Source organism: Rhodococcus sp. EPR-134 (genome assembly GCF_001647205.1).
GTDB classification, from domain to species: domain Bacteria; phylum Actinomycetota; class Actinomycetes; order Mycobacteriales; family Mycobacteriaceae; genus Rhodococcus_F; species Rhodococcus_F qingshengii.
Genome location: NZ_LVCT01000439.1, coordinates 11,658 through 34,171, shown reverse-complemented (window position 1 = coordinate 34,171; position 22,514 = coordinate 11,658). Strand labels below are relative to the sequence as shown.

Annotated in this window: 22 protein-coding genes; 10 read left to right on the top strand and 12 right to left on the bottom strand. The window is 61.0% G+C overall.

Features of this window, described 5'->3' with window-relative positions:
• Window positions 1–63: 63 nt before the first annotated feature.
• Complete coding sequence (locus tag A2J01_RS20445; RefSeq protein WP_064113458.1) at window positions 64–1,560, bottom strand: hypothetical protein; 1,497 nt, start codon at window positions 1,558–1,560, stop codon at window positions 64–66.
• 185 nt (window positions 1,561–1,745) lie between these two features.
• On the opposite strand from A2J01_RS20445, the gene A2J01_RS20440 reads away from it, so the two are divergent.
• The 4 genes from A2J01_RS20440 (at window position 1,746) to A2J01_RS20425 (ending at window position 6,002) form a co-directional block, all read left to right on the top strand.
• Window positions 1,746–3,029: a hypothetical protein gene (locus tag A2J01_RS20440; RefSeq protein ID WP_156519335.1), complete on the top strand. Its 1,284-nt coding sequence runs from the start codon at window positions 1,746–1,748 to the stop codon at window positions 3,027–3,029.
• A gap of 5 nt (window positions 3,030–3,034) precedes the next feature.
• Window positions 3,035–3,304: a hypothetical protein gene (locus A2J01_RS20435; protein WP_064113456.1), complete on the top strand. Its 270-nt coding sequence runs from the start codon at window positions 3,035–3,037 to the stop codon at window positions 3,302–3,304.
• Between the two features lie 181 nt (window positions 3,305–3,485).
• Window positions 3,486–4,490: a tyrosine-type recombinase/integrase gene (locus tag A2J01_RS20430; RefSeq protein ID WP_231915854.1), complete on the top strand. Its 1,005-nt coding sequence runs from the start codon at window positions 3,486–3,488 to the stop codon at window positions 4,488–4,490.
• Window positions 4,491–4,541: 51 nt separating this feature from the next.
• Complete coding sequence (locus A2J01_RS20425; RefSeq protein ID WP_156519334.1) at window positions 4,542–6,002, top strand: hypothetical protein; 1,461 nt, start codon at window positions 4,542–4,544, stop codon at window positions 6,000–6,002.
• A 319-nt stretch (window positions 6,003–6,321) separates the two neighbouring features.
• Here A2J01_RS20425 and A2J01_RS20420 read toward each other — a convergent pair whose 3' ends face one another.
• The 3 genes from A2J01_RS20420 to A2J01_RS20410 form a co-directional block, all read right to left on the bottom strand.
• Window positions 6,322–6,783: a hypothetical protein gene (locus A2J01_RS20420; protein ID WP_047269230.1), complete on the bottom strand. Its 462-nt coding sequence runs from the start codon at window positions 6,781–6,783 to the stop codon at window positions 6,322–6,324.
• Between the two features lie 126 nt (window positions 6,784–6,909).
• Window positions 6,910–7,251 (bottom strand): transcriptional regulator, encoded by a 342-nt coding sequence (locus A2J01_RS20415; protein ID WP_231915853.1) that lies wholly within the window; start codon window positions 7,249–7,251, stop codon window positions 6,910–6,912.
• On the bottom strand, window positions 7,241–7,762 hold the full coding sequence (locus tag A2J01_RS20410; RefSeq protein ID WP_058228315.1) for a hypothetical protein: 522 nt from the start codon (window positions 7,760–7,762) through the stop codon (window positions 7,241–7,243). Before A2J01_RS20410 ends, A2J01_RS20415 begins: the two co-directional genes overlap by 11 nt.
• A gap of 238 nt (window positions 7,763–8,000) precedes the next feature.
• Here A2J01_RS20410 and A2J01_RS20405 point away from each other — a divergent pair, with 238 nt between their 5' ends.
• Complete coding sequence (locus A2J01_RS20405) at window positions 8,001–8,363, top strand: hypothetical protein (RefSeq protein ID WP_155419153.1); 363 nt, start codon at window positions 8,001–8,003, stop codon at window positions 8,361–8,363.
• A 935-nt stretch (window positions 8,364–9,298) separates the two neighbouring features.
• Here A2J01_RS20405 and A2J01_RS20395 read toward each other — a convergent pair.
• The 4 genes from A2J01_RS20395 to A2J01_RS20380 all read right to left on the bottom strand — a co-directional run bounded on the left by A2J01_RS20395 (window position 9,299) and on the right by A2J01_RS20380 (window position 12,262).
• A complete protein-coding gene (locus A2J01_RS20395) occupies window positions 9,299–9,667 on the bottom strand; it encodes a hypothetical protein (RefSeq protein WP_064113452.1) in 369 nt (122 codons plus the stop codon).
• 219 nt (window positions 9,668–9,886) lie between these two features.
• The gene (locus A2J01_RS20390; RefSeq protein WP_156519333.1) at window positions 9,887–10,267 is read right to left on the bottom strand and encodes a hypothetical protein; all 381 of its coding nucleotides are present in this window, start codon (window positions 10,265–10,267) and stop codon (window positions 9,887–9,889) included.
• Between the two features lie 322 nt (window positions 10,268–10,589).
• Window positions 10,590–11,159 carry a hypothetical protein gene (locus A2J01_RS20385; RefSeq protein ID WP_047269223.1) on the bottom strand — a complete coding sequence of 190 codons (570 nt, stop codon included), beginning with the start codon at window positions 11,157–11,159 and terminating at the stop codon, window positions 10,590–10,592.
• A 173-nt stretch (window positions 11,160–11,332) separates the two neighbouring features.
• Entirely contained in the window at window positions 11,333–12,262 is a 930-nt protein-coding gene (locus A2J01_RS20380; RefSeq protein WP_064113450.1) for a ribonuclease H family protein, read from the bottom strand.
• A 219-nt stretch (window positions 12,263–12,481) separates the two neighbouring features.
• Between A2J01_RS20380 and A2J01_RS20375 the strand changes: the two genes are divergently transcribed.
• The 5 genes from A2J01_RS20375 (at window position 12,482) to A2J01_RS20355 (ending at window position 17,490) form a co-directional block, all read left to right on the top strand.
• Window positions 12,482–13,093, top strand: a complete 612-nt coding sequence (locus A2J01_RS20375; RefSeq protein ID WP_064113449.1) for a hypothetical protein — start codon at window positions 12,482–12,484, stop codon at window positions 13,091–13,093.
• Between the two features lie 63 nt (window positions 13,094–13,156).
• Window positions 13,157–14,812 (top strand): DEAD/DEAH box helicase family protein, encoded by a 1,656-nt coding sequence (locus A2J01_RS20370; protein WP_231915852.1) that lies wholly within the window; start codon window positions 13,157–13,159, stop codon window positions 14,810–14,812.
• Window positions 14,813–15,297: 485 nt separating this feature from the next.
• A complete protein-coding gene (locus tag A2J01_RS20365; protein WP_064113447.1) occupies window positions 15,298–16,203 on the top strand; it encodes a hypothetical protein in 906 nt (301 codons plus the stop codon).
• A gap of 19 nt (window positions 16,204–16,222) precedes the next feature.
• Window positions 16,223–17,137: a hypothetical protein gene (locus tag A2J01_RS20360; RefSeq protein ID WP_064113446.1), complete on the top strand. Its 915-nt coding sequence runs from the start codon at window positions 16,223–16,225 to the stop codon at window positions 17,135–17,137.
• A 32-nt stretch (window positions 17,138–17,169) separates the two neighbouring features.
• Complete coding sequence (locus A2J01_RS20355) at window positions 17,170–17,490, top strand: hypothetical protein (protein ID WP_064113445.1); 321 nt, start codon at window positions 17,170–17,172, stop codon at window positions 17,488–17,490.
• Here the strand turns inward: A2J01_RS20355 and A2J01_RS20350 are convergent.
• From A2J01_RS20350 to A2J01_RS20335, 4 genes are all read right to left on the bottom strand, one after another.
• Window positions 17,469–18,722, bottom strand: a complete 1,254-nt coding sequence (locus tag A2J01_RS20350; RefSeq protein WP_064113444.1) for a nuclease-related domain-containing protein — start codon at window positions 18,720–18,722, stop codon at window positions 17,469–17,471. The two genes, A2J01_RS20355 and A2J01_RS20350, sit on opposite strands and share 22 nt — an antisense overlap.
• Window positions 18,719–19,123, bottom strand: coding sequence for a hypothetical protein (locus tag A2J01_RS36505; RefSeq protein WP_064113443.1), 405 nt, complete (start codon window positions 19,121–19,123; stop codon window positions 18,719–18,721). Before A2J01_RS36505 ends, A2J01_RS20350 begins: the two co-directional genes overlap by 4 nt.
• 89 nt (window positions 19,124–19,212) lie before the next feature.
• Window positions 19,213–19,782, bottom strand: a complete 570-nt coding sequence (locus tag A2J01_RS20340; protein ID WP_064113442.1) for a hypothetical protein — start codon at window positions 19,780–19,782, stop codon at window positions 19,213–19,215.
• Window positions 19,779–22,139 carry a peptidoglycan DD-metalloendopeptidase family protein gene (locus A2J01_RS20335; protein ID WP_052959785.1) on the bottom strand — a complete coding sequence of 787 codons (2,361 nt, stop codon included), beginning with the start codon at window positions 22,137–22,139 and terminating at the stop codon, window positions 19,779–19,781. Before A2J01_RS20335 ends, A2J01_RS20340 begins: the two co-directional genes overlap by 4 nt.
• Window positions 22,140–22,514: the final 375 nt, after the last annotated feature.

Sequence of the window (22,514 nt, the reverse complement as noted above, 5' to 3'; positions counted from 1 at the left end):
CATGGGATCAAGTGTTTCGGTCATCGTCGATCCTTCCCGCCAAGCTCAGCTCGGCGTGTTGAATCAAGGACCGGATCCACCGTTATTCAGACAGTCCCCCTCCAGGTGGTGGAGTACGCGATCGGCAGTTCGCAGTGCTGGGGTGAGAGCGTCGAAAAGGCGGTAGTGCTGATCGCTGCCGAGAGTGCGGGTAAGGATAGCGTGGGGAGATTCTTTGTAACCCGTTGTCGCCCAGTCGAAGGCGTCGTCGAATTGACTAGTTCGCCAGGGAAGATTAGGGCGAAAGCGCCGGTAGTGCAGTTTGCAGAGTTGTTCGAGTTGTTCGATGTCGGCGCCTGTGGGGTAAAGAATGGTCGCATCGATCGCCGCTTCGATGAGAGCAGCGCGGATACCGCCGGCGGCGAGTTCTTTGGTGGCTTCGGATTTGAAGTGATCGACGGAAGCGAGTGCTTCGGCCAGGCGGGTGAAATCGAGCCCTGCGACCGAAGACGTTACCTTGTCCAATAGCGCTGTGGCTGTTACTAATTCAGAGGCGTCGAGGACTGTTTGGTAGTCGATTCGGTGTTCGTCGAGGAGTTCGATCAGTTCAGGTGTCGCACCGATCCGGGACACGTCGGTGTCAGCGGTGACGGTGCGGTTGTTGATCTGATTGCGCCACATACCGAGGTCTTGTTCGTGGACGATGACGATTAACCGGCTCCTCGAGGCGAGTTCGGTCAACCGCTGCGCGGTGAGCCCGTCCGTCGGGTTCACACCCAAAAACTGGGCGTCATCGAGAACGACAACGCCAGGGCCGGCGTTCTTCTCTTTCCGGTGGAGATCGACCAGCGCAGGCAGGACCCCAGGGGCGGGGTTGATCCATTGCACCGTGGCATCCGGGACCGTACCGGCGAGTGTTTCGAGGACGCTGCGCGATTTTCCGGATTTCGGTGGGCCCACGACCACGGTGAGACCTGTGGAGATCGCCGTGAGCCGTTCCGCAAGCTGAACGTCCGCGGTCCGCGCTACGTACGGAGGTATTCCGCCGTCGAACATCCACGACCCCAGATTCAGTGCTTTCGGGTCGAGTTCGGCCGCCGACACAGAGGCCGTCGCGGTGAGATCACGGGCCTTGCGGGCGCGGACCTCCGAATGTGCGCCTGCAGCTGTCTTCTTTGCCGTGCTCGTCCGCGACGCGTCTTTCGCGTTGTGGACTGCCCAGAACACCGTCGAGAACGTGCCCCAGCGGCCGTCGGGATCGAGTCTCTGCACACGCTCAGGCGGCTGCGGAACGACCTCACTCACCACCGCGATGAGGGCTTGCTGCAACGCATCGTTGTCCGGCGTGGTCGGTTTCCAGGAAGGCTTGCGGCCTTCTTTCCATTGCTTGAAGTCGTTGCCGACATCGCCTCTGACTTTCCATTTCAGGGCGAGGCCGTGCAGTAATTCATTCTTTGTCAGGAATTTCTGCATCGCGCGAATGACGGCAGCTGGCCCCTGGAGAGTCTCACTCGCCGCTTCCAGCCACGCCGAGTACGCGTACTGCGCTGGTGTCCAGTTCAGCTCTGGCTCGTTCGTCAACGTCGTCCCTTCGAGGTTCAGACCGGACAGGCGGTCAGACGATTCTCGGACCAGGCACGTACCCGCCTATCTATTTACAGCACACACAGCACACAACCCCACGACAGCACCGTGTGTGTGGCGATTTCGTTAGCTCATCGCCCCGGAATCCTCCGGAGCATATGAGAGTCGAAGGGGCAGTCACGATGACTGACATCGAGAACTTTGAAAACCAGTTCGCCCGGTGGGAGGACCCGGCCGGGAAGCCTTCACGCGGGGAGGTGACGATTCCGAAGGGGGAGAAGATCTCCTCGCTGTTCGGTCTCGGCCCCATGCCGGCGTCGAAGATCCCCGCCGTCCAGGCGCTGGTCACCGAAAGCAATCGCCTCGACACCCGTCCCGGGGTTGGGGAGCTGACGCTCGGCGAGCAGGCGGTGCGCGCGAAGATCGTCGGCCGTGCGGAGAAGGGGTTGGCGAAGGACGTCGAACGCAAGGTTGTCCCGTTGATCGCCAAGCTCCGCAGCTTGTACGGCCAGATCAACATGCTCGACAAGCTGATCTGCGCTGCCGACATCATGTCGCTTCATGGTCCGAACGGGGAGCTGCTCACCCCGGGTGAGGCGCAGGACGCGCACGACACCATGCGTGATCAGGTCACGCGCAAGATCGGGGAGGGTTCCAAAGAGCACCTCATCGACCGCGATTACAGCAAGGCCCGCAATCGGCGGTTGATGCTGCTCGATTTCCCGGTTTTCCTGCTGGCGATGATGGGCTTGCTCAACGTCAACCTGCGTCAGGTGTTCAATCTCGACGGGCCGGCGTTAGTCGGGGCGGGCACCGCGATCGTGTTCGCGATCTTCGGTACCTGGCTGTTCGCGGAGATCATGGGCCGTAGCGGTGCCCGGCACCGTAGGTTCAAGGACGCGGACACCGCGCTCGGAGCTCCTGATTCGACCCGCAAACGGATGCGCGCCGAGCAGATCGCGCTTGCCGCGATCGTGATCTTCGCGTCGTCGGTGATGGGAATCCGTATCTTCACCGAAGGGATGGAAGCGGATACGCCGCTGGCGTTGGTTCTGACCCTGAGCGGATTGCTGGCTGTTCTCGTTGGCACGGCGGGCTACTTGAATTACATGTCCGAGTACGAGAACGGCTCTGATCAGACCGATCGCGTAAAGCATCTGGCGAGTCAGCTCGGGAATCGTGAAGCGACCATTCAGCAGCTCGGCAAGCAGCGCGCTCTTCTCGTGGAGGAGTCGGGGATCGTCCTTGCTACCTTGCACCGGACTCTCGCTGCTGCGGCCGAAGCCGCGGTGCAGAAGGTCACCGGCAGCAGGGCCGACAAGGCGATTCGCGCGTCCCGCTCCTACGCCGGCTCCCGCACCGCAGTGCCTGCGCCGGCCTTCGACAGTCCGACCATCTTCGAGATCGGACGTCAGGCCAACGAGTTGACCGAACACCACGCTCTGCTCAATCCGAAGGAGATCTGACCACCATGGATTTCAAGAAGATGAAGGCGGCCGGGAGCCGGATCGGCGCCACCGTGGGTGTCCTCGGAGCGCTCGGTGGACTCGGGGGCGACCCGGTTGCCCGCAACAGCAGCACCGGCTTGGGGCAGCAGTACGCCAAGTACGCCAAGGACGTGAGGCTCCCGAGCAGCGAGAAGGAGATCGCGCGGATCTTGCGCACGTCCACTCGTGACAAGGGGACGCGTCTCAAGGGTGGGTACAGTCTCAACGGCAAGGACATCAAGAAGTTGAAGTAGCCGCCCCGACCCCTGATGGCCCGGAACCGATCTGGTTCCGGGCCAGTGGAGTTCGCGGATTGCTGACTAGTCTGCACGCTGAAAGCCCTTCCCACCATTTTTGCTACATAACTACTATTATGTAGCAAAATGAGTGGGCCTGACCCCACTCCCCACGCTGTCGACGAGAGGCCCCCGAACTGTGAGCACCTCCCTCGACGTCGCGTTCGATACCTTCATGAACTGGCGCAAGGGCGGAACCATGTCTACCCACACCGCTGAGGCTTACCGCCACGATTTCGTCGGCATCGCTGACGCCCTCGCCGCCGACTTGACCGTTCCGATCGAGCACCTGACGACAGCCGTCCTCGACAAGGACCACATGCGCCGTGCGTTCGCCCGGTTCGCCGAAACCCGCGCTCCGGCGAGCGTGCGGCGTTGCTGGTCGACGTGGAATACGTTGTGCGGCTTCTGGTGCACCGAGGATCTCCTCGAAGCCAACCCGATGTCGACGGTTCGGCGGCCGGCGATGTCCAAGCGGCAACCGTCGTCGTTCGACGGCGAAGCTGTCGCGAAATTGTTGGCCGCAGTGGGTGATCCGGACGACACCCACGCTCGAGCCTGGCCGGAGCGTGACCTGGCGATCGTGCTCACCTCCCTTCTGACCGGCTGCAGGCTCTCCGAACTCGTCGGCCTCGACATCCGAGATCTGCGCGATGTGGACGGCGCCAACGGCGCGAAAGCGGTACGCGTGCGAGGAAAGGGAGACAAGGATCGCACCGTCACGATCGAAGCTGGCCTGGTCGACGTACTCGGTGAGTACCTCGCGTCGCGGGCGATCCGTTTTCCTCACACCGGTCGCGTACGTGCGCGATCTGATTCCACACCGTGGACCCGTTTCCGGGCGACCGATCCCCTGTTCGTCGGCCCGGACGGTGCTCGCGTGTCGAGATCGCTGGTGCAATACCGCACCAAACGGGCGTACTTCCGGGCCGGTATTGAGGACCAGAAGGTGCGCGGAGCTCTGGTGCACCAGTTGCGGCATACTTTCGCCACCGGTCTTGCGGACCAAGGTGTCTCGGTTTACGAGTTGCGGCAGATGCTCGGGCATTCGTCGATTCAAACGACGTCTCGCTACACCGCGGCAGCCGGGCAGGAGACACGCGTCGCCGCAGCGGCGAACCCCGTCTACAAGATGCTCGAGTAGAACTCGCCCACGTCGACCCACTCCGACGTCGAGCCGCCGTACGATTCACCGGTGACGCGATCCCCCGCCCTACCCGTGCACATCGGGTGTGCAGCTCCCTCCGAGCAACCAGCCACACCGGCCAGGAAGCATTCGGCGACCGGTGACGACACTGATCAGCAGACACCGATTAGTGCCGCCGCGATCGACTGGGATCAACTAGATGTTGAGCCGCGGTGGCTAGGACAAGAAGCTGCCGATTGCGTGGCCGCGATCGACCCACACATCTTTGACCGTAGTGGTGGCGCCGACGAATTTCGACGCTTCTCAGCCGGAGCAAACGAGCGAGATGAGCCAGCACTCGTCATCAGTATGCTCGGCACCGCCAGCCGCGCCGAACCAGTGAAATCGCTCTTCCAAGGCTCAGATAGCTCCTTCCTGCTCCCCGACGCCCGCGGCACGATCGGCGGCGGGCGGCTTCCGGCCGGTGCCTGGCCCATACTCGCTCCTGGCCTGAACGTCGCCGATAAGGATCTCGGACTGCGATTGCTCAACCGCCCCGCTACCGCACCGTGGTGGTCCCTGGAGTTGCTCGGCACCGCCTTCGAATCGCCAACGGGCGCTCAAACTCCGAGCCCGCCGCGCGGGAGCTTCGAACCCATCCTGATCGATGCCCTCGGCAATCCCGTGGTAGCAGCATGGGCGCCCGCTGACGGCAGCATGCGGTGGTACGTCATCCCTGATGCGGTCGACTGGACCCAGATCATCGATTGGTTGGTTCAGCAAGCGATCCCGCATTTCGCTCCGATGGCCGCCCGCCGGTACAGGATCGCAGGGTCAGTTGCACCCGAATGGCAGACCCCGAGAGAAATCGCAGCCCAGGATGCGTTGGCCGACATGGAGAAGCGGCACGAGGAGGAGTGCGCCCGGCTCCTGGCGGAGCTCGAGGAGGCGAGGGAGACTGCGACCAGCATGCGAGACGGCCTGCTGTACGGGAGTGGCACTGAGCTCGAGAAAGCCGTCGCGCGAGTGTTTGAGGACGCGCACCTCGAAATACTCAATCTGGATGAGACAGGCAAGGGTACGTGGTCGGCGGACCTGCTCGTCCATGATCAGGGACGGAGGTATCTCGTAGAGGTCAAGTCGGAGGGCGGTAGAGCAAAAGAAGCGCTCGTCGGCGATCTCAAGAAGCACCTCGCCACCTGGGCGAGCGAGCATCCGAGCGAGTCCGTCAACGGCGGGACACTGATTGTCAATCATGAACGAAAGACGGATCCGAGTGACCGCTCGCGCCAGGTCTACACCCGCCCCGAGTTCGTGAACTCTCTCGATGTACGGGTTGTGTCGACACTCGATTTGTTCGATTGGTGGAAGTTATCGAATTGGTCTGCGATTAGAGCCGCAGTTTTGGGCGAAACGCCGAAACTTCGAGTAGAAGGAACCTCTCGCCTAGACATGGAGGCGGATGCTGGTAGCCGAGAGTTCCCTCGACGCAACTGGTTTCGTACCCACTTTCGTAAAAACGAGGGCTGATGGACGCTGACTTCGAGCAGTTCCCCCTGCGTGAGGTACCGGCCTCGTGAACCGAAAAGGGAGCCTTCCAGAACTGTTGATCACGCCGCTTACGCGCTCGCCGTGACGGGAGGAAAACGCTCAGGTCATCGATGCGGCGAGCTAATTGGAGAGCGAGACGGTTCGGCCGCTGCTATTGATGGCCCAGCGCCTGCGCCGGCGTTGATGCAGGTCCTCCTAGCCCAGTTTTGTTGTTGTATATGAGTTGTTCGTTGTGCTTCGTGAAATGCTTTGGCGCCAAAGCAGTTACTTCGATCTCAGCTGGCCACGGTTAGCAGGGTCAAACGCCGGTGCACGCGGTACCGAGCTGAACGCCGCCCTCCCACAGTGTGTTACAGACCGATGCCACGGGCGTCAGGTAGGAGCGGCCCATCCGGAACTCGCCGCTGTACTGGCGCCCGCCGCCGTACTGGTTCTGTTCGTCGATCACTTGACCTTGGAAGCCAAGCATCCGTACTTGCTGGCGGGGATTCTGGACTCCGCCGGCAGAAATGAAGTTCGCCCGGAAGGTGAAGGACTGCTGGCTGGACTTGCTTTCGATGTTTGCCGCGACATATCCAGTGCAATTTTGGATACAGGTCGTTCCGAACGGCTGGATGACAGGATCTTCGAGTGTTGACATCCCCGTGGCCGGGGCGCCAACACCAGGTGGTGGTGGCGTTTCCGCCGGCTGCGCGAGAGCCGGACCACCGATCAAACCGATTGCGGCAGTGAGCGAGACAACTGCAAGTGATCTGCGCATTGTTTGTTCCCTTCGAATGATGTTCTCTGGCGGGACATCACGACCATAACAACGAAACCATCGCGCGTGGTCGGTTTTCCGGGAATTGGTAAAGAAGTTCAAAAGTCTTGCGAAATGTGCAGGGACTTAGTACGTTTCATCACTATTTAGTGCTCTGACCTGGTCGATCTGGTCCGCGATCGACCGCAGAATGCGCGCTTCCTGGCCGAGTTTGAGCGTCCCGTAATCCGTCAGACGGATCCAAGATCGGGACCTTCGTCCGTTGTACGTCTTCCTCACGGCGATGATTCCTGCCTCCGCCAAGACGTCCAGATGCCGCCCGAGGTTTCCATCGGTGAGATCGAGTGACGTTCGGAGGAAAGAAAAGTCGACCTCCACGCCACCGCCCAGCAACATCAGGATCGACAGTCGAGTGCGCTGATGAACGACCTCGTCGAGACTCTCCCCTACTGTTCCTTTATCGGACAATTGAAGTGAGCCTTTGGTTCTCATCCAGCATTGACCAGACTGCCGTCGCGATCACAACCACCGCAAATGCGGTCGTAATGTAGGCCGAGACCTGCATTGACCGTGTCGTCTCGACAATTCCGAAAATCTGCCGCACGGCAGCCGCGGAGGTGACCAGCCCAAGCATGAATCCGAACGCCGACATTCCCCAAACGAGCTGACTTCTCTCGCGCCAGCCAAGCCAGAAAAAGCCCACACTAAGCAACGTCAGGGCACCGAAATTCGATGACGCGACAAGCAGTCCGGCGACCGTAGCGGCTAGCGATAACAGGAACAGCGCGCCATACCCGATCCGGTATCCGCGTACGCCGAGCCGCGAGGATCGCATCGCTGTCGCAGCCCAGAGGCCTCCAAAAGTCAGCGGCACCACGAGTGCGATGAAACCGTTCTGACTCGCACTCTCACCGAACATCCACACAAGACCTATGAGCAACGAACCCGACCCGTAGGCAAAGAGATTCGTCGAGTTCACTCGACGCCTGAGTTGAACTGATATCGCGAGGGCTGCGAGTTGATCAGTACCTGCCGATTTCGAATCCTCAGCCTTTGTCATTTCTTTACTCTGCGCCGCAGAGTGTCCTCTGTCAACTACCTGACACTTAGCGGACACGTACGAGATCTAGAGCGCCCCAGGGGTGAGATCGACTGGCATTGACGACATAGGCGGTCGAGCCCCAAGCTCAGTCATGCTTCAATCCAAGTATCTCCGAGTGAGCGCAGTGGCAGCTGTATCCGCGGCAGCGCTTTTCCTGCTGGTGGAGGGCATTGTTGGTGGCGACTGGATCCAGATCTTGTGGAGCACTTTGGTCGTCGTTGGTTGGATCGCCTGGTGGCGCGACGAGAGCAACCCCACATCGGTACGAAATGGCCTTGGGTCACGACCCTGGAAGCTTGGCCGAGTTTGTGCGGGTGCTGCATTAGGCGTCGTCGGGATTGTGCTGCTGATTACTCAAGATGCGCTTTTCATCCGTATCTCCGGCGGTCTCCTCATCGCGTCGTCTGCCTGCTTTGGAGTTGCTCTGTACTACAGATGGCAATCGGGGGAACGAACTCTTGGCCCGCACATCGACTAGCTACCTTTTACTTGAGACCTTGTGGATAGTTGTGCGCTACATCAGGTCATCTCTCATTCGATCGTTACTGGCCGGGGCAGGGCGCCGCTTGCTGTAGGGCGGCCTTGTCATGCGTCCAGTGAACGAGGCTTTGTAAGGGTGCAAGGCCTCACCTGGCCATTCGCTGATATTGAATACGCGGTCGTGTAGATGTGATCGTGACACCACCGCTCCCTCGGACTTGACCACCTGACTGACGCGACCAGGAGACAACGCGGCCGCCTCAGCGATAAGAGCCTGGCTAAGTCCGGAACTGCGAGCGATCTTCATCGCGTCCACAAGTAGCGCTTCGACCTCAACGGATAGTCCACGGAGCGCGTGTAGGAGGCGGGCAAGTTCCTCGACATCCTCAAGGGCCTTCTGTCGATCATCGTCATTCACGAGCATAAGTTTAACGGGCTAATGTTAAGGTTGTCGGTGTGGAAAACGCTGTTGACGGTCTACTTTCAGCGTCTGATTGCCGAACGCGCTGGGTATCCACGCCGAGACCATTAAGGGTTTCGACGTGCGGGATGCCCGGCGAGACTGGCGAGAGGGATCATGATGGACTATCCACCGATCTGGTGGCTCATGCCCGCCTGGCTCATTCCGGACTACATCAGGCAAGGAATTCTCGATAACGCTCCATGCTGGCTTGGTGGGTACTGCCGATAGATGCCGGAGGGGACGTTGAGATGTTGGATCTGGAGTTGTTTGTCGGCCCATCGTTTGCTGCCATGATTCGTGCGGCAGTGGCATGGCTCCAGTTCGTCGGAGATCTCTGACTGATTTGTGCGACTAACGCCTCAAGCGATCGGGAACCCACACGAAGTCGTGCGGTCATGCGTAGAGAGCGAGGCCCGGTAAGGCTGCAGTGCTTCGCCCGGCCATTCACCGACCCCGCCGACGAATCTGCGCTACCAGAGAGTTGTCTGGGTGGGTGTGAGACCTGCGTTTCCGTGTGGTGCTCGTCGCTGCGTCTTCCGGCCGGACGCGCGCGCGATGTCGGCCTCTGGGATTCCGGCTTGTCGGGCCATTTCGATGTCGTGGGTGGGATCGACGCGTGCTGCGGTGGCGATTGCGATTTTGACCAGAAGGTGTCGTCGGAGTCGCTCGCGTCCATCTGCGGACTCTCGTGCACTCCACTGGTTTTTCCATTCGGCGCTGCCGGCCGCCGGCGCGGATTCGACTCGATTGGCGAGGCGTTCGAGCAGCACGTCGAGCGACTCCAGCAGAGCGTCACATGCCTCTGCTACAGCCTCATCTCTGATGCCGTCAACCCGCATGTTCGCAGCGTATCGAATCGACGACGCGGTCGCTGGGAGGCGAACTGCGTGCCGCTACCGCGTTTCGAGGGGCCCGGCATTCAACTATCTGGTTACCCAGCGCGATTCGAATGTCGCTCTCGTCGACGGGGCCTGGCTACACGTCGCGCTGAGGAAGGGAGTTCCTCGCAACGTAGACGGAGATCGATGTACCCAGGGCCCACGGGTGCCCTCCGCGGCTCACTGCGTAGTTTCCTTCAAGACGCCCTGCGCGTTGGCTGACAGGTTGTGCGTGTCCAAGAGTTCGTCCGCGTGGGCCTTCTGATCGTTGTACTTCGCGGCAGTACTGATCTCGAGCAGCATTGTGCGTATCGGAATGTCCTCGACGAGGTACAGCTCCTCGAACACGGACTGGATATGCCAGTACGCGTTTCCCTCGAGGTCGTCGCTGTCGAGGTAGCGCAGGCATTCGTAGACACCTTCGGTGCCGTAGCGCTTGATCAACGCCTCCGCTGCGATTTCCCTCGGGGCGAGATTGGTCGGGAAGCGCAGTCCCTCGGTGAGAATCGCGGTTTGTGCGTTGGTGGCTTCGATGTCCGCCAACGCATTTACGCTCGCCATACCTGCTAACCACGGCACACTGACACGTGCCATGGGGATTCTGGCTGTCACGTTCATACTGATCGCCGGAATCTGTGTGGTAACGACGCCGGTAATCAGCACATGGTTTGGTGACAAGAATTGACTGGATTCCAGGCACCGTGAAACGAGAAACCAGTCGGATGCGTTGGCTGCAAGATCCTTTCAGCTGTGCGCTGCCGGATTTTCGCCTGGCTCGTTCCGCGACATCGAGGGAAATGGATTGGTAACAGCCGTCGGTATTGCGGAGATCGGCGTCGATAGGCGATCCAAAGTGGCGTTCAGCATCGTCACGATTCCGCTGTTATATGCCCAACCTGTCGGTGTTGGATTCCCCGGTGTCTGCCCAAACATTACGGGAGCGTGCATGAGTCGTATCCCACAGTGAGGCAGCGGGAGTGCCGCCGACGCTTCCTCCGGCTACGGGTATGGCTGGAACCGGGCTCAGCCCGAGCCCCAACCAGTAGTCGCGGGTAGCGGTGTTGGCCTGATCCCACTGCGCACTGTCTACAGTGCCGCCGACCCAGCCTCCGGCAATCGCGCCGATCGAGAACGGTGTCTGAGAGGTTTCAAGGAGGGTCGTGGGTAGCCCATCGAGTGCCCAGAAGGCCTCGGTGGTGGTATGTCGGGCAGGTAGAGGGATTTCGGAGGATGGGCACCGGTCTTGATCGCCGCCGATCCCGACCCAGATCAGCCGAGGTGCTTTTCTGCGACGCCACCGGCGTTCGGTGGGGTCGTTGAAACCGCGGATCCAATGTCGGCCTGTGGCATCGGTAATCGGCGTTCCCTGCGGGGCGGTGCGTAACTGGGCGGCACAGTCATAGACGCGCCCGCGGTTGAGTGCTGTGTTGAATTCACTTTCATCGCTGGTCATCGAACCCCCTGTGAGTAGTCATGTTCAATCTAGACCTGCGGCACAACGGCTCTCGCCTATGTCCGACTGGTAGTCGAATTCTATGGGCTAAGGTCTTCTTGCTGGCGCCAGGCAATGGAACTTCCTGAAATGCGAGCGTGTCTACTGTCATGAATCTATAACCGACATACCTTTCACGCTGCGATGTCATGGCGAATGTTGTCGAGAACCTGGGTCAAGGCGGAACTTCCGATGCTGTAGGAGTTGAATCTGCGCACGCATTTGGCGGCGCGGTCCGCAGCCTCGTTGAGCCGATCGCCATCGTGACCCTTGACCCACTTGAACGAGACTTGTCTGCCGGCGGAGGCATTGTGGATTCGTCGTACGACCGATGAGATGTAGCGATCTGTGTGCAGTTCGCCGCACCGATTGCGAGCGTCGAGTTCAGTTGGCGTCAGCCCAATTAGGCCGATCGCATCTCGACTGTCGGTTCGAATCACCAGGTGCTTCTGGGCAAAGGTTTTCAGAGCCAGCTCGATCGCGAGAAGCTCGGCGACGATTGGAGTGTTGGGTGCGTCGGGCTTGTAGGTTGCGTGCAGTTCGGTATCGGTTGCCACACCCATTCCGCAGCCCAATCTGGTCGCCGAGACCGAGCCATCGGTGTAAACGACCAGCGGCCGTCGCATTTCCAGATTTCGTGCCGTACGAGCGTCGAGTTGGCCGGCGGCGTCATAGAGCAGGCGGAGGCGGGAGCCGAGCTGGTCGTAGAGGTTGGTTGCGAAGACCGCCTGTGAGAATGAGGCTGCGCTCTCGATCAGCATGTCGCGGACGTGCCGGTCACTGATGTACACAAGCAGTTCTCGATTCGCGGCGTTCGCGCGTTCGTAGAGGTCAGCGAAGATGTCGAGGACGCTGGCCCGCCAGCTGTCGGAAGCGTTGCTGGATGAGATCGCTTTCTGGGTGAGCGTGTCGCCTGCGTCGGCAAGTATTCCGGTGATGATCTTGTGGTCGACACCGAGTGAGTAGTGCGGGTTCACGACTCGGATTACAGCGGTCAGTGGATTGTTCAGCTGCGGTACGGCACCGCCGGCACGCAATTGCAGGGGCGTAGGGGCATTCATCATCGTTCCAATCTGTGATCTCGTGTTGGTGATGCAATGACGGTACGAAGGGCCCTTCCGCCGTGCGGCACCGCGAATGAAGGCCCGACACCGTGCGGCACGCCGCTGACGGGTGGCAGTTGCGAGCGCAGTGTTTCACCGAACACCGGAACCGGCCTTCCTACAGTGGCAATCACACCAGTGATCACCGCGCTCACGCGGACAACGTAGGGAGCTTCAACAATGGCTGCATCGGTCGCGCGCTACACCGACGACAGCCGCCGACTGTTCATGTCGACGGTGGCGAAAAAGGTCGAGAACGAGGTTTCAGAAGGTGCCTGCGCCGGGCCATGGCTGCTGTCTCTGAACATCAAAGACGCAGTACAGGTCGCACCTGGCCCCAACAACACCGAGAGGCACCTCTGCGGGCTGATCGACCCCAACGATGCACGTGCGGTTGTAGCCGCCGACCCGGACAACCTTCGCTCTCTCGCTAGGGCGATGCGCGAAGCTGCCGACAACGCTGATACTCCAGGACCGATAGTCGATTCGCTATTCGACGTCGCAAAACGGTGGGATACCGCGATGGTACTGCGCTGCTCAGGCGTGCTGCTGGAGTTGCGGGATCCACCCATGAGCACGCAATCGACGGCACCGCGTAGCGATCAGTCGCAGCACACGGAGACTCCGAAGAATCCTGTTCCGCAGCAGAATTCGAGGCCGGCACCTGCGCCGAACATTGCACCCGCACCTGCAATTCCCCCGAAACCTGCTCCTGCAGAAGCGATGACTCCTACGGCTCCCCCTGCAGCGTCATCGACGAAAGCCGTGGCCACCGAAGACCCCTGGGGCTGATCGAACGTGCCACCACGAACACGGGCACGTAGTAAACCTCGAAAGGCCCCGCCTGCGAAACGTATGGAAGTGCCCTCCGTCGCGCGTGGACAGAGGGTCTGGGTTCTCGACGGTGTTCCCTACCGAGCGACACCTCCCGGCGCTCACTACTACCCGGGAATTCGCGCGCATGCCTATGTCGGGGAGACCCTGCCGGAAACATTGCAGGTCTACGCATCCAAGCCGTACAGCTACGCGCGGTGGATCGAGGACGAAATGAACGGTGTGCGAGGGCCGGGCGCGCGGGCCGCCCCGAAGACCCCTACGGCAATGCAGATTTCCGGCGCCAAAGCGATCGCCACCGCGTACAAGAGTGGCTACCGAGGCATACTGCTCGGCGACGATATGGGGTGCGGAAAGACTGGTACGGCAGTGCTTGCCGCCAAGGCGATTTGCCATCTCGGCGGCGGCGACACGATCTTGATCACGGTGGACCGACCGGCGCAGATCACAATCGGTGCCTGGCGTGATGCGATCGCTTCATTCGGTGGAGATGGCGGCTTTCGCTGGTTGATCATGTCGCCTGACCAGCTGAAGAAACTCCTTGGAAAGAATGGACAGCCGAAGCATGTATTCGCCGTCGTGATCAACGACGAGGCACAGCAATTCCGACACATCACAACTCAACGCACGCAGTACATGCGGCGGATCAACAAACTCTCTTCACCACCACAACAGGCCCCATTTGTACTGTCGGTGACAGCCACACCCGGACACCACCCGGGCGAATACACCTATCTGTCGTCGCTGCTCGCTCAGATCCACGGGGAGCGCCCACAGCAGTGGGCCGACCTCGGCGCCAGGCTCGCCGAAATGGGTGTGCCGCTCGAACCGGGTTGGGAGAAAGGTAAGTGGCAGTGGACCGCTGACGCGAAGGAATCCACGACGACACAGAATCAGGCGGTGACGAGGGTCCGCCGCTGGATGGAGAACACGAACCCACCAGTGCTGCTGCACCGCGATGCACCTTGGGGGCCCGCTCCCCTTGACGGGCTCCCTGTGGAATTCACACCTGCGCAATGGGCGTCATACCACCAGGATTGGGGAGAGTTTCGTGCCGAGATGCGACTTGCTCGTACCGGTCAGGACACGGCCCGCGGTCGCGCCGCGTTGATGCGGTTTCGGCAGAAGGCGAGCCTGCTACGGGCACCCCAGACTGCGGAGTTGGTGGCTGCGACAGTGGAACGCGGATATCAGGTGCTCGTGGCTGTCGAACTCACCACTACTGCTGCTGCTCCTGTTGCCGATCTCCTCGAGGAACAAGGGCTGGGTGTTTCTCGCATCTTTGGTGGTGGAGATCTCGAGACTGAGCGGATGTCGTTCCAGGTGGGTCGCAACCCTGTCGTGGTTTTCAACACCACTTCGGCAATTAATCTGCAAGCCCGGGAAATGTTTGCGGATGGGACGCGAGCGAGCGCGACTCCGAGGATTGGGTTCTTTCATCAGCCGCGGTATTCCGGGATCGCAGCGCGCCAGACAATCGGTCGAGCACACCGTGACGGGCAAGTTTGCCCGTGGTCTGTCATCTATTCAGCCGACACCGTCGAAGAGGATGCGGCCCGTACGATGATCAACAGATTGGTAGTGACATCGACGAGTGTGAATGGCGATACCAGCGCACTGGGGGCCATTTCGAAGCTGTTCGGAGCGGACTGGCTACCTGACAGTTTTTTCGAATAGCGAACAAATTGCCATCATGTGGTCGGTTTTTTCCAGGTACGTTGTCGATTGACGACTTACATGCTTATCATGAAGCTGCCTCCCTTTTGGGGAGGCCGAAAATCGCGAGTGCGGTACCGGGACGTTTATTCGGGCGTCTTTCAACGGTTGCCCTCGCGTCGCGTCCCCTGATGGATGTGGAGCATCTCCGATAGGCGTGATGGCCCGCAATAGCGGGCCATTCGCATATCTGCACCATGCCGCGAACCTCGGAGCACCGGAACCGGCCAGGCAACAATGATGCGGATACCTCGTCGGAAGGACTACGCGTCATGTGTAAGGCCAAGCCGGGCCGCCGCTGCCCCAAGTGCCGCGGCGCAGCCGTGACAGCGCAACGTAGCGCGCTTGCCCGTGCCCAAGCCAGATATGCGGCGGCTACGAACAAATCCGCTGCGGACCAGGACGCTCTGGGATCAGAGGTCCGGTCCTCCGCGCGGGAGCTAATCATGAGGCAAACCGAGCTCGATTCGACGGACGAGGTCCGAGCTCAGTTGGAATCGGAGATCAACAGACGTGTCGAAGCAGATCCGAAAGATCCAGAACTGGCAAAGCTGTCGAAGAGGCTCATCGAAGGCAGGCTGATGGACGAGTACCGGCGAGAACAAGTCGCAGCCATGCCGGCCCGGCCAACTCACCCCGCGGCAGTCGAGGCGTACCGAGAACTCGGAGACGCTCGATACGACATGGCCAGGGCGAAGGTGAGAATGGACATCAACGGCGACAACCCTGCTGAATGGAACCACTGGTCCCGTGAGCACTTCAAGTGCGCTGAGGCTGCCAATACTGCCGCCGCACGCATGCACGTGATCGAAGCAGCCCAAGATGGTAGGGCGTGGCAGGCACTGTCGAACGGGGACCGCATTGCGGTGCGTCAGGAACTTGCAGAGGGCAGATCCTTCACTACGCCAGCTGCGCCTCGGCCTATCGACGAGATCCTTCACGACTACGCAGACCGGTCCGAAGGATACGAGCCGCTCCCTGATCCGCTCGACTACGCCGCTCACGCACCGTTCGCCGGCTTTATTGGGCCCGTCCGGAAGCCACCCGTCACGCAAACTGCGACCAAGGGACCAGCGACTGAGGAAACTGCGACCAAGCGAACAGCGAAGGAAACTGCGCCCAAGCGGACAGCGAACAAGCGGACAGCGACCGAGCAGAAACGCCGCAGAAGCGAACGTAGCCGTGACGCTCGACGCATGCTCGCATCGATCCGATCGACGTCCGGCAAAATCAACCCGGATAGATTGGCAACCAAAGCCGGGGTAAACCCGTCCGGAGGATCTGGCCAACACGCGGACTCTCTCGACTGCACCGGGATGCTTTTGCTGTTAGAACTGCTACCGACCAAGTGAAGGAGCTCCACCCGTGGCCATGTCCAGAACCTCCCTGACCGTCGCACTCCTCGGTGTGACGGCCGTGGTCCTGTCCGCCTGCGGTGGAAGCACCGAAGAAACCCCCGGTGGTAGTGGAACCTCGTCGGCCGGAGGTGCGAGTCAGTCGAATGCCGGCACACCGAGCCTTCCTGCACCGCTTGCAGACTTTGCAGCTCTCGCGACGACAGCAAGCAAAGACGCCTGCAGCAGCGACATCACCGACCCGGTTACCGAGATCATCAGATATCAGTACGAGAAGGCAGGCAACGACGTCAGTTCACTGAAGGTCGAGACCAGCAAGGGGATTGGCCCCGGGAACTTGAACAGCTGCACGTTCAGTCTCTCCGGAAGCTCGACGTGGAATGTGCCCACGGTATCGGTCGCAGTACTTCCTGCGGCTGAGAACCCGCTGTCCACCACTGTTGACGACCTCGGGCGGCTTGCACCGATCGAGCCAGCGCCGGCCGGCCTTGACATTCAAAGGCCTTGTAACGACAGCGATGTACTGAACCCGGCCGCACCCTGCAGTCCTACCCGCATCGCCTATGACCAGGCCGGACTGATCACGGAAGAGGTCATTGCGGCGACTGGCAAGACGTTCCTCGACCCGTCGACGACCGTCGGTAAAGCACCCGACTCCGGATATCGCAAAGTCAACGCCACGACCGGCAGCACGAAAGACCAAATCAACGCGACGAGAGTGGTCGGAGACGACTGGCTGTTGTACGCCCGGATCGCCCCGAGTCAGTTGAACAATCAGGCCCCGGCACTCGACGCGTACTTTGTCAGCACGGACATCACCGGCGGCAGCGACCCCGACAGCAGTAGCGGCCCCGCCGCAGATCTCACAATGGCGATCAGTGACTACTTCCGCGCCGGAACTTCGACGTTGCCGAAGGGCAGCGTCAGCTAGCCCACCCCGGGGCGTAACGGAAAGGAACTGCCATGCAGGTAGTACTCGGGTTCATTGCATTGGCGATGACCGTATGGCTGATCCGCCGCGTCTGGAACTCAGGAGCTGCACGATCCCTGATGTACCTCGCCGGAGCGCTCGCACCGCTGGCTCTTACTTATTTCGGCTGGAGCGACCAGCACGGGGGCATGTGGGTGGCATGGCCGTTCTACGCGGTCGGCGTCGCCGTTCTCGCACGCCAGTTGGAACTGCTGTCCAGACGGCTACCTGCGCACCGCCCCAAACCCGAAATCGCGACATGGGCGACATCGAATGCTGGATCAGCCGCGGCTTACTTGGGCGGCAGCAGATAGTCGACAACCACCGCCAAGTCCGCGATGAACTCTGCCGGCCTACCCAGCGTCGGCAACGACCGCAGGTAACTTGCGATATGAGGGCCCGCAACGATCTGCACTTGCGTTTGGAATCCGCCGTCAGTGGCGACGTCCATCGGCCCGCTGGCAGAGTTCATCGTCGCGCCATGAACGGCGAGCACAGTCGGAGTAACCAATCGATCTGGCGGCATCGCCAGTAGATCGTCGATGCACGCAGCTTCGAACACCGACGATTCGGCGATGAACGTCGCGTCCCGCCCGTTCAGAGTCCAGCTGTGCTCACCTGTTGCTGCGCCGAACAGTTCGTCGATCTGCCGGCGCTCCGGAGTGTGGCCGACATCGCCGCTGTAGGTCAGGACACCATTGCGGTGCTTCGAATCCACTACGAGAACCCCTGGGGGGCCAATTACCACGTGATCTACGTCAGCGTTGGTTCCTGGGAGCGAGCGCGAATGTAGGACGGTCCATTCCGGGCCGAGACGGGCGAGTTCGGCGGCCGTCTGTTGCTCTGCGCTGATCCCGGCCTGCAAGTTGTGCGCATCCATAGAGGGTGGCTCGACGAACCCGATCAGATTCCGCGCCAAGTTGCTTCCAGGATTCATCGGGATCCCAGATCGCTTCGATGCCCGCCGCGCAGCTATCACCGTCCCCACGTCGATGCTGAGAGCGGCGGCAGCACCAGTACCAACCAAAGCCAAACTGATCGCGGCGGCATGTCCGAGTCCGCCAGCCAGGGCAACGCACACCGGAACACACCACTGTGCGGCGACGACAGAGGGCGTGCGAGGAAACCGCAACCTACGTGACGTGCCGACGATCCACGTTGCCACCGCGATAGCACCGACCGCGACGAGCTGTCCGACACCGATCCCGAAATGAACCCCCACTGCCACGGTGGTGCCTGCCGCTGCGACCATCGACGCCACCATGACGGCGGCTCCGTACAAAGACACCGCGTAGTTCAACCCGGCGGCGCCGAGGACCGCGACGGTCAGAATCCACGCTCCGACCTCAGCGTCGGCGACGAAACCTGTGATCACGGCAGCGGCACCGCACAGACCCAACACAATCGCCGAGACGCGAATTGCGCTGCGGTTACGGCGGTATCGTTGTTGTTCCCGCTCGATTCCGCGCAGGCTTCGTGCAGCGGACTCGACAGGATCGCTTTTCGTCGACCCAGTGCGGTCAAGCGCGCGTCTGCTGATACTCATGCGGACCACGCTAAACCGTCGAGTTCCGTATCTCCCCACGGTTCCATCGTCTTCCAAGCGTGAGGCGCAGCAGTCGCCACGATCAGTGGCTCCGACTCGAGCATCGACCAGCCCATGGAGTCGCATGAAAACCATTGTCCGTCGATCTTGACGACGTCCCCTACTGACAGCGACCGCAGGCCGTGGATCTTCCGGTACGCCACGGCGGCTTTGGAAGTCTCTCCGACGTTGAATTCGTCGAACAACAAGCCGAGAGCTTGGATAGCCGTTATGCCCGTGGGGATCTCGGCATTGAACACGACAACCATCGGCTGCCCCGGCTGGTAGCCGAAGAACCCGAGGTGGCGACCTTCCTGGTCGACCGCAGCGTTGTGCAGGATGGACGCGATTCGAGTGCTCATGGTGGATCCTTCCGATCACGGGGCGAGCTGACATCCATCACGGTATGAAAGGCTCAATCCCAGTGCGGCACGGCTTGTTCGCCGATCCGTCACCGCTGCAAGGTCTGCGCCACTCTCCAACCATCGGGAGTGTTTTCCAGCGAAACGACCAGATAGATCGGTGCCAGTTTCTGCGTGCTGTATTGAGTACGTGTGGTCTGTTGCACCGTCACATATCGCAACGCGAAAGTGTCGTCCGGGGGCCTCTGCTGAGGTATGACCTGCGCTTGCGCCGATACGAGAGTATTGCTGTCCGCCCAACGATCCCAGGTGCGGCCAGGGCCCGTCGGTGGGTCGTAATTGTATGCGCCGGCGGCCATCTTCTCGTTGAGCAGTGGGGCAGCGCGGAGCATGGCGGCATTCTGGTTGAGATCCACCCGAGGCAGATACGTGTACATGGCCGCGATCGCGGCCTCCGCGACGGCATCAGGATCGTGAACGTCGATCATCGTGATGTCGATAGGCGACAGCGACCGGGGCAACTCCTCTGTGGGTGTGGCAGCCACGGTTGTTGTTGTGGTCTCATCTGGATCTGAAGTGCTCCCGTTGCTGCATCCCCCGAGAATCGGAAACATCAGAATCAGCGCTGCTGCCGAAGCGACGCGTAGTCGGTTTCTCATCCGTACCTCCGAATGTTTTCTGCTTTCGACAGGTCGAAGTTGTTGATGGACACGCTCTGTCCGAAGGTGGGTGCCTCGATGACTTTGCCGTCACCGACCCAGATCGCGACGTGGCCGGTTCCGTTGGAAAACACAGCGTCGCCAGGCTGAATGTCCTTGACGTCGATTGTCTTTCCTTGTGACAGCTGCGCCCAGGTGTTTCCCGTTGCCGTCGCTTTGCCGTTCGATGCCCGTGCGGTGGCGAACTCGACGAGTCCGGAGCAGTCGAACCCTGGCGTGCCCGGGTTCTCGGGATGTGAAATACCCATTGTCGGACCATTCGGGTCGCCACCACCCCACACATAGGGCTTTCCCATCTGGGTCATGGCGGCTTCAACGACGCCGCGGCCGAATTGGGAACCACCAGTGAAGTTGACCAACTGCACTTCGGAAGTTGGGGCAGTACCAGCTTGCGAGTACTTCTCGTACTTGGCGCGCACGCTTGGTACATACGCCTGGGTCTGCCCGTAGGGGGGCACTCCCCCGTATTGCATAACTGCGCCCTCACCCGCGTTGTATCCAGCGGCTGCCAAGTCGAGCAGGTCACCGCGGATCTCACCGCTGGCGATCTTCGGTTTCAAGAGGTCCGCGATGTAGCACAGGTAGTGCCCCGCAGAGAGAATCGAGTCGTACGCGTTGAATGGGTCCGGCGCATTGGGGGCTTCTTTCTTACCGTTCCGATCCAGGCCTGAGTCTTTCCCCATTGACGTCCATGTGTCCGGCATGAACTGGGTCATGCCCTGAGCGCCACCGGAATTGACGCCGTCCCCACCGCTGGTGACCAGCGGATTCCATCCGGATTCCTGCTCGATGATCGCCGCGATGAAGGCTGGCGGTATATCAGCACAGATCGATCCGGCTTCGGTGATGATCTGGACGTACTCGGGTGGCACCAGACCAGGTGCCAACCCCATGTTGACGACACCTGACGCACAATTTGGGTTCGTTGTGGCCGAGGTAAGCCGGGAAGTCGCTCCGGACTGTGCGTCAGCGCTGGTCCACAGGGCAGCAACGGTGTCGACAGCGGCCTGTTCCCACGACACGAACTGATCACGCAGACTTGCCCGTTCGGGCATGACACCGATGATCACGTCAGCGATCGGTTGAGTTGCCCAATCCGGATGGGCTTCGCCGTAAGTCTTCAACTTCCCGAAGAACTGCTTGGCCGCGTACTTCGGATTGATCAGATTGTCGATTTTCGAATCGCCAAGCGGGCGTTCGGCAAAAACGCCGACCGGTTCGTTGCCGTCGCGAGGTTGCGATATGAAATTCGTGGATTGGCCACTGAGCGCTGTGGCGATAACCGCGGCACGGCCGGCGGGGTCCAATCCTGATTCGCGTGCCGACGAGATCAGCGCGGCTACGTTGGCCTGTTGTTCGGTGTTGAGTGTTTGTTCCTGTTGTGCGCCGCCGTCCAAGGGGTACGGCCGCATCGCGGCGAGATCAGCTTCCGAAGCTTTCGAATCGGGGGCCCCGGTTGACGGCTGGGATTCGGACGGGGGTGGGGCGTTTGGTTGCGCGCTGGCGCCGTCCTGGAACTTCTTCAACCACGGCATCGGGTCGACACCTTGTCCGGCCATCCACCCACCCGGGTACATACCCAAGTGGAGGTGAGCGCCTGTGCTCCACCCTGCGCTGCCGACGTCCCCGATGTGCTGCCCTGCGGTGACATGATCGCCTGGTTTGACGAAAACATGCCCGTCGTACATGTGCCCATAGAGCGAGTCGACGATCTGACCACCGACGTTGTGGCGGATCACGATCCAGTTTCCGTACCCGCTCGCAGGTCCGGCCTCGCGGACCTCGCCATCACCGACCGAGTAGATCGGGGCACCCTCGATACCCGGTGCTGCCAGATCGGCTCCGTCGTGACTGTTTGTGCCGACCCCGATTTCGCGATATCCGAACGGACTCGAGACGACCATGTTCTTTTCGTCGAGTGGCAACCCGAGGACACCGGCCGCTCCCCCGGGCCCGCCTTGGGTGACCCGAGGAACTGAGAAATCGGTGCATGACCCGTTCTGCGCTGTGCCAGCGGCACCCATCGCTGCGGTGGTACCGCTCAGCAGTCCGAGGAACGACATGGAGACGATGAAGGTCAGAATCATCCACATCGAAATCAGCGCGACGGCGCCTCCACCGAACAGAACCAGTCGCTGCGTCTTCTTCTGTCGTTCCGCTTTGCTGTCCGTCGGTTTCGGGATGATCCGATACAGGAACGAGGCAGTGCCGCCTGTCGATGCTGCGAGGGCGGTCTCCACTGAGCGGTTGACCGCTTTGCCTGCAGTGTCTTTCGCTTTGCCAGCGGCGGCCTTCATCGACCCGGCGGGTCCATTGGGCTGTTCACGTTCTCCCTGACGGCCACGTCGCGGAGTGCTACCGCCGCGGCCAGCGGGTGTGGCAGTGTTTCCTCGTTGACCGGCGGGCCCGATCGGTGGTGATCCTGCAGATCCTGGTCGCCGGGCGCTGTTCGACGGTGACGGTGTTGCCGCGTTAGGTGGTGGCGGTGTTCTGCCGGCGGCTCGCTTCTGTGCCCCTGGTGCTGCACGGTCCCCGGTGGTGTTCCCCCCGACTCCGCGCGGGTTGCCTCCGGTTCCACCTGTTCTACGGCCGGCCGCACCTGCCGCCTTTTTTCCTCCGATTTTCCGTGCTCCGCCGGAGGACGGGATCTTCCGGATTCCTCCGTTGTCCGC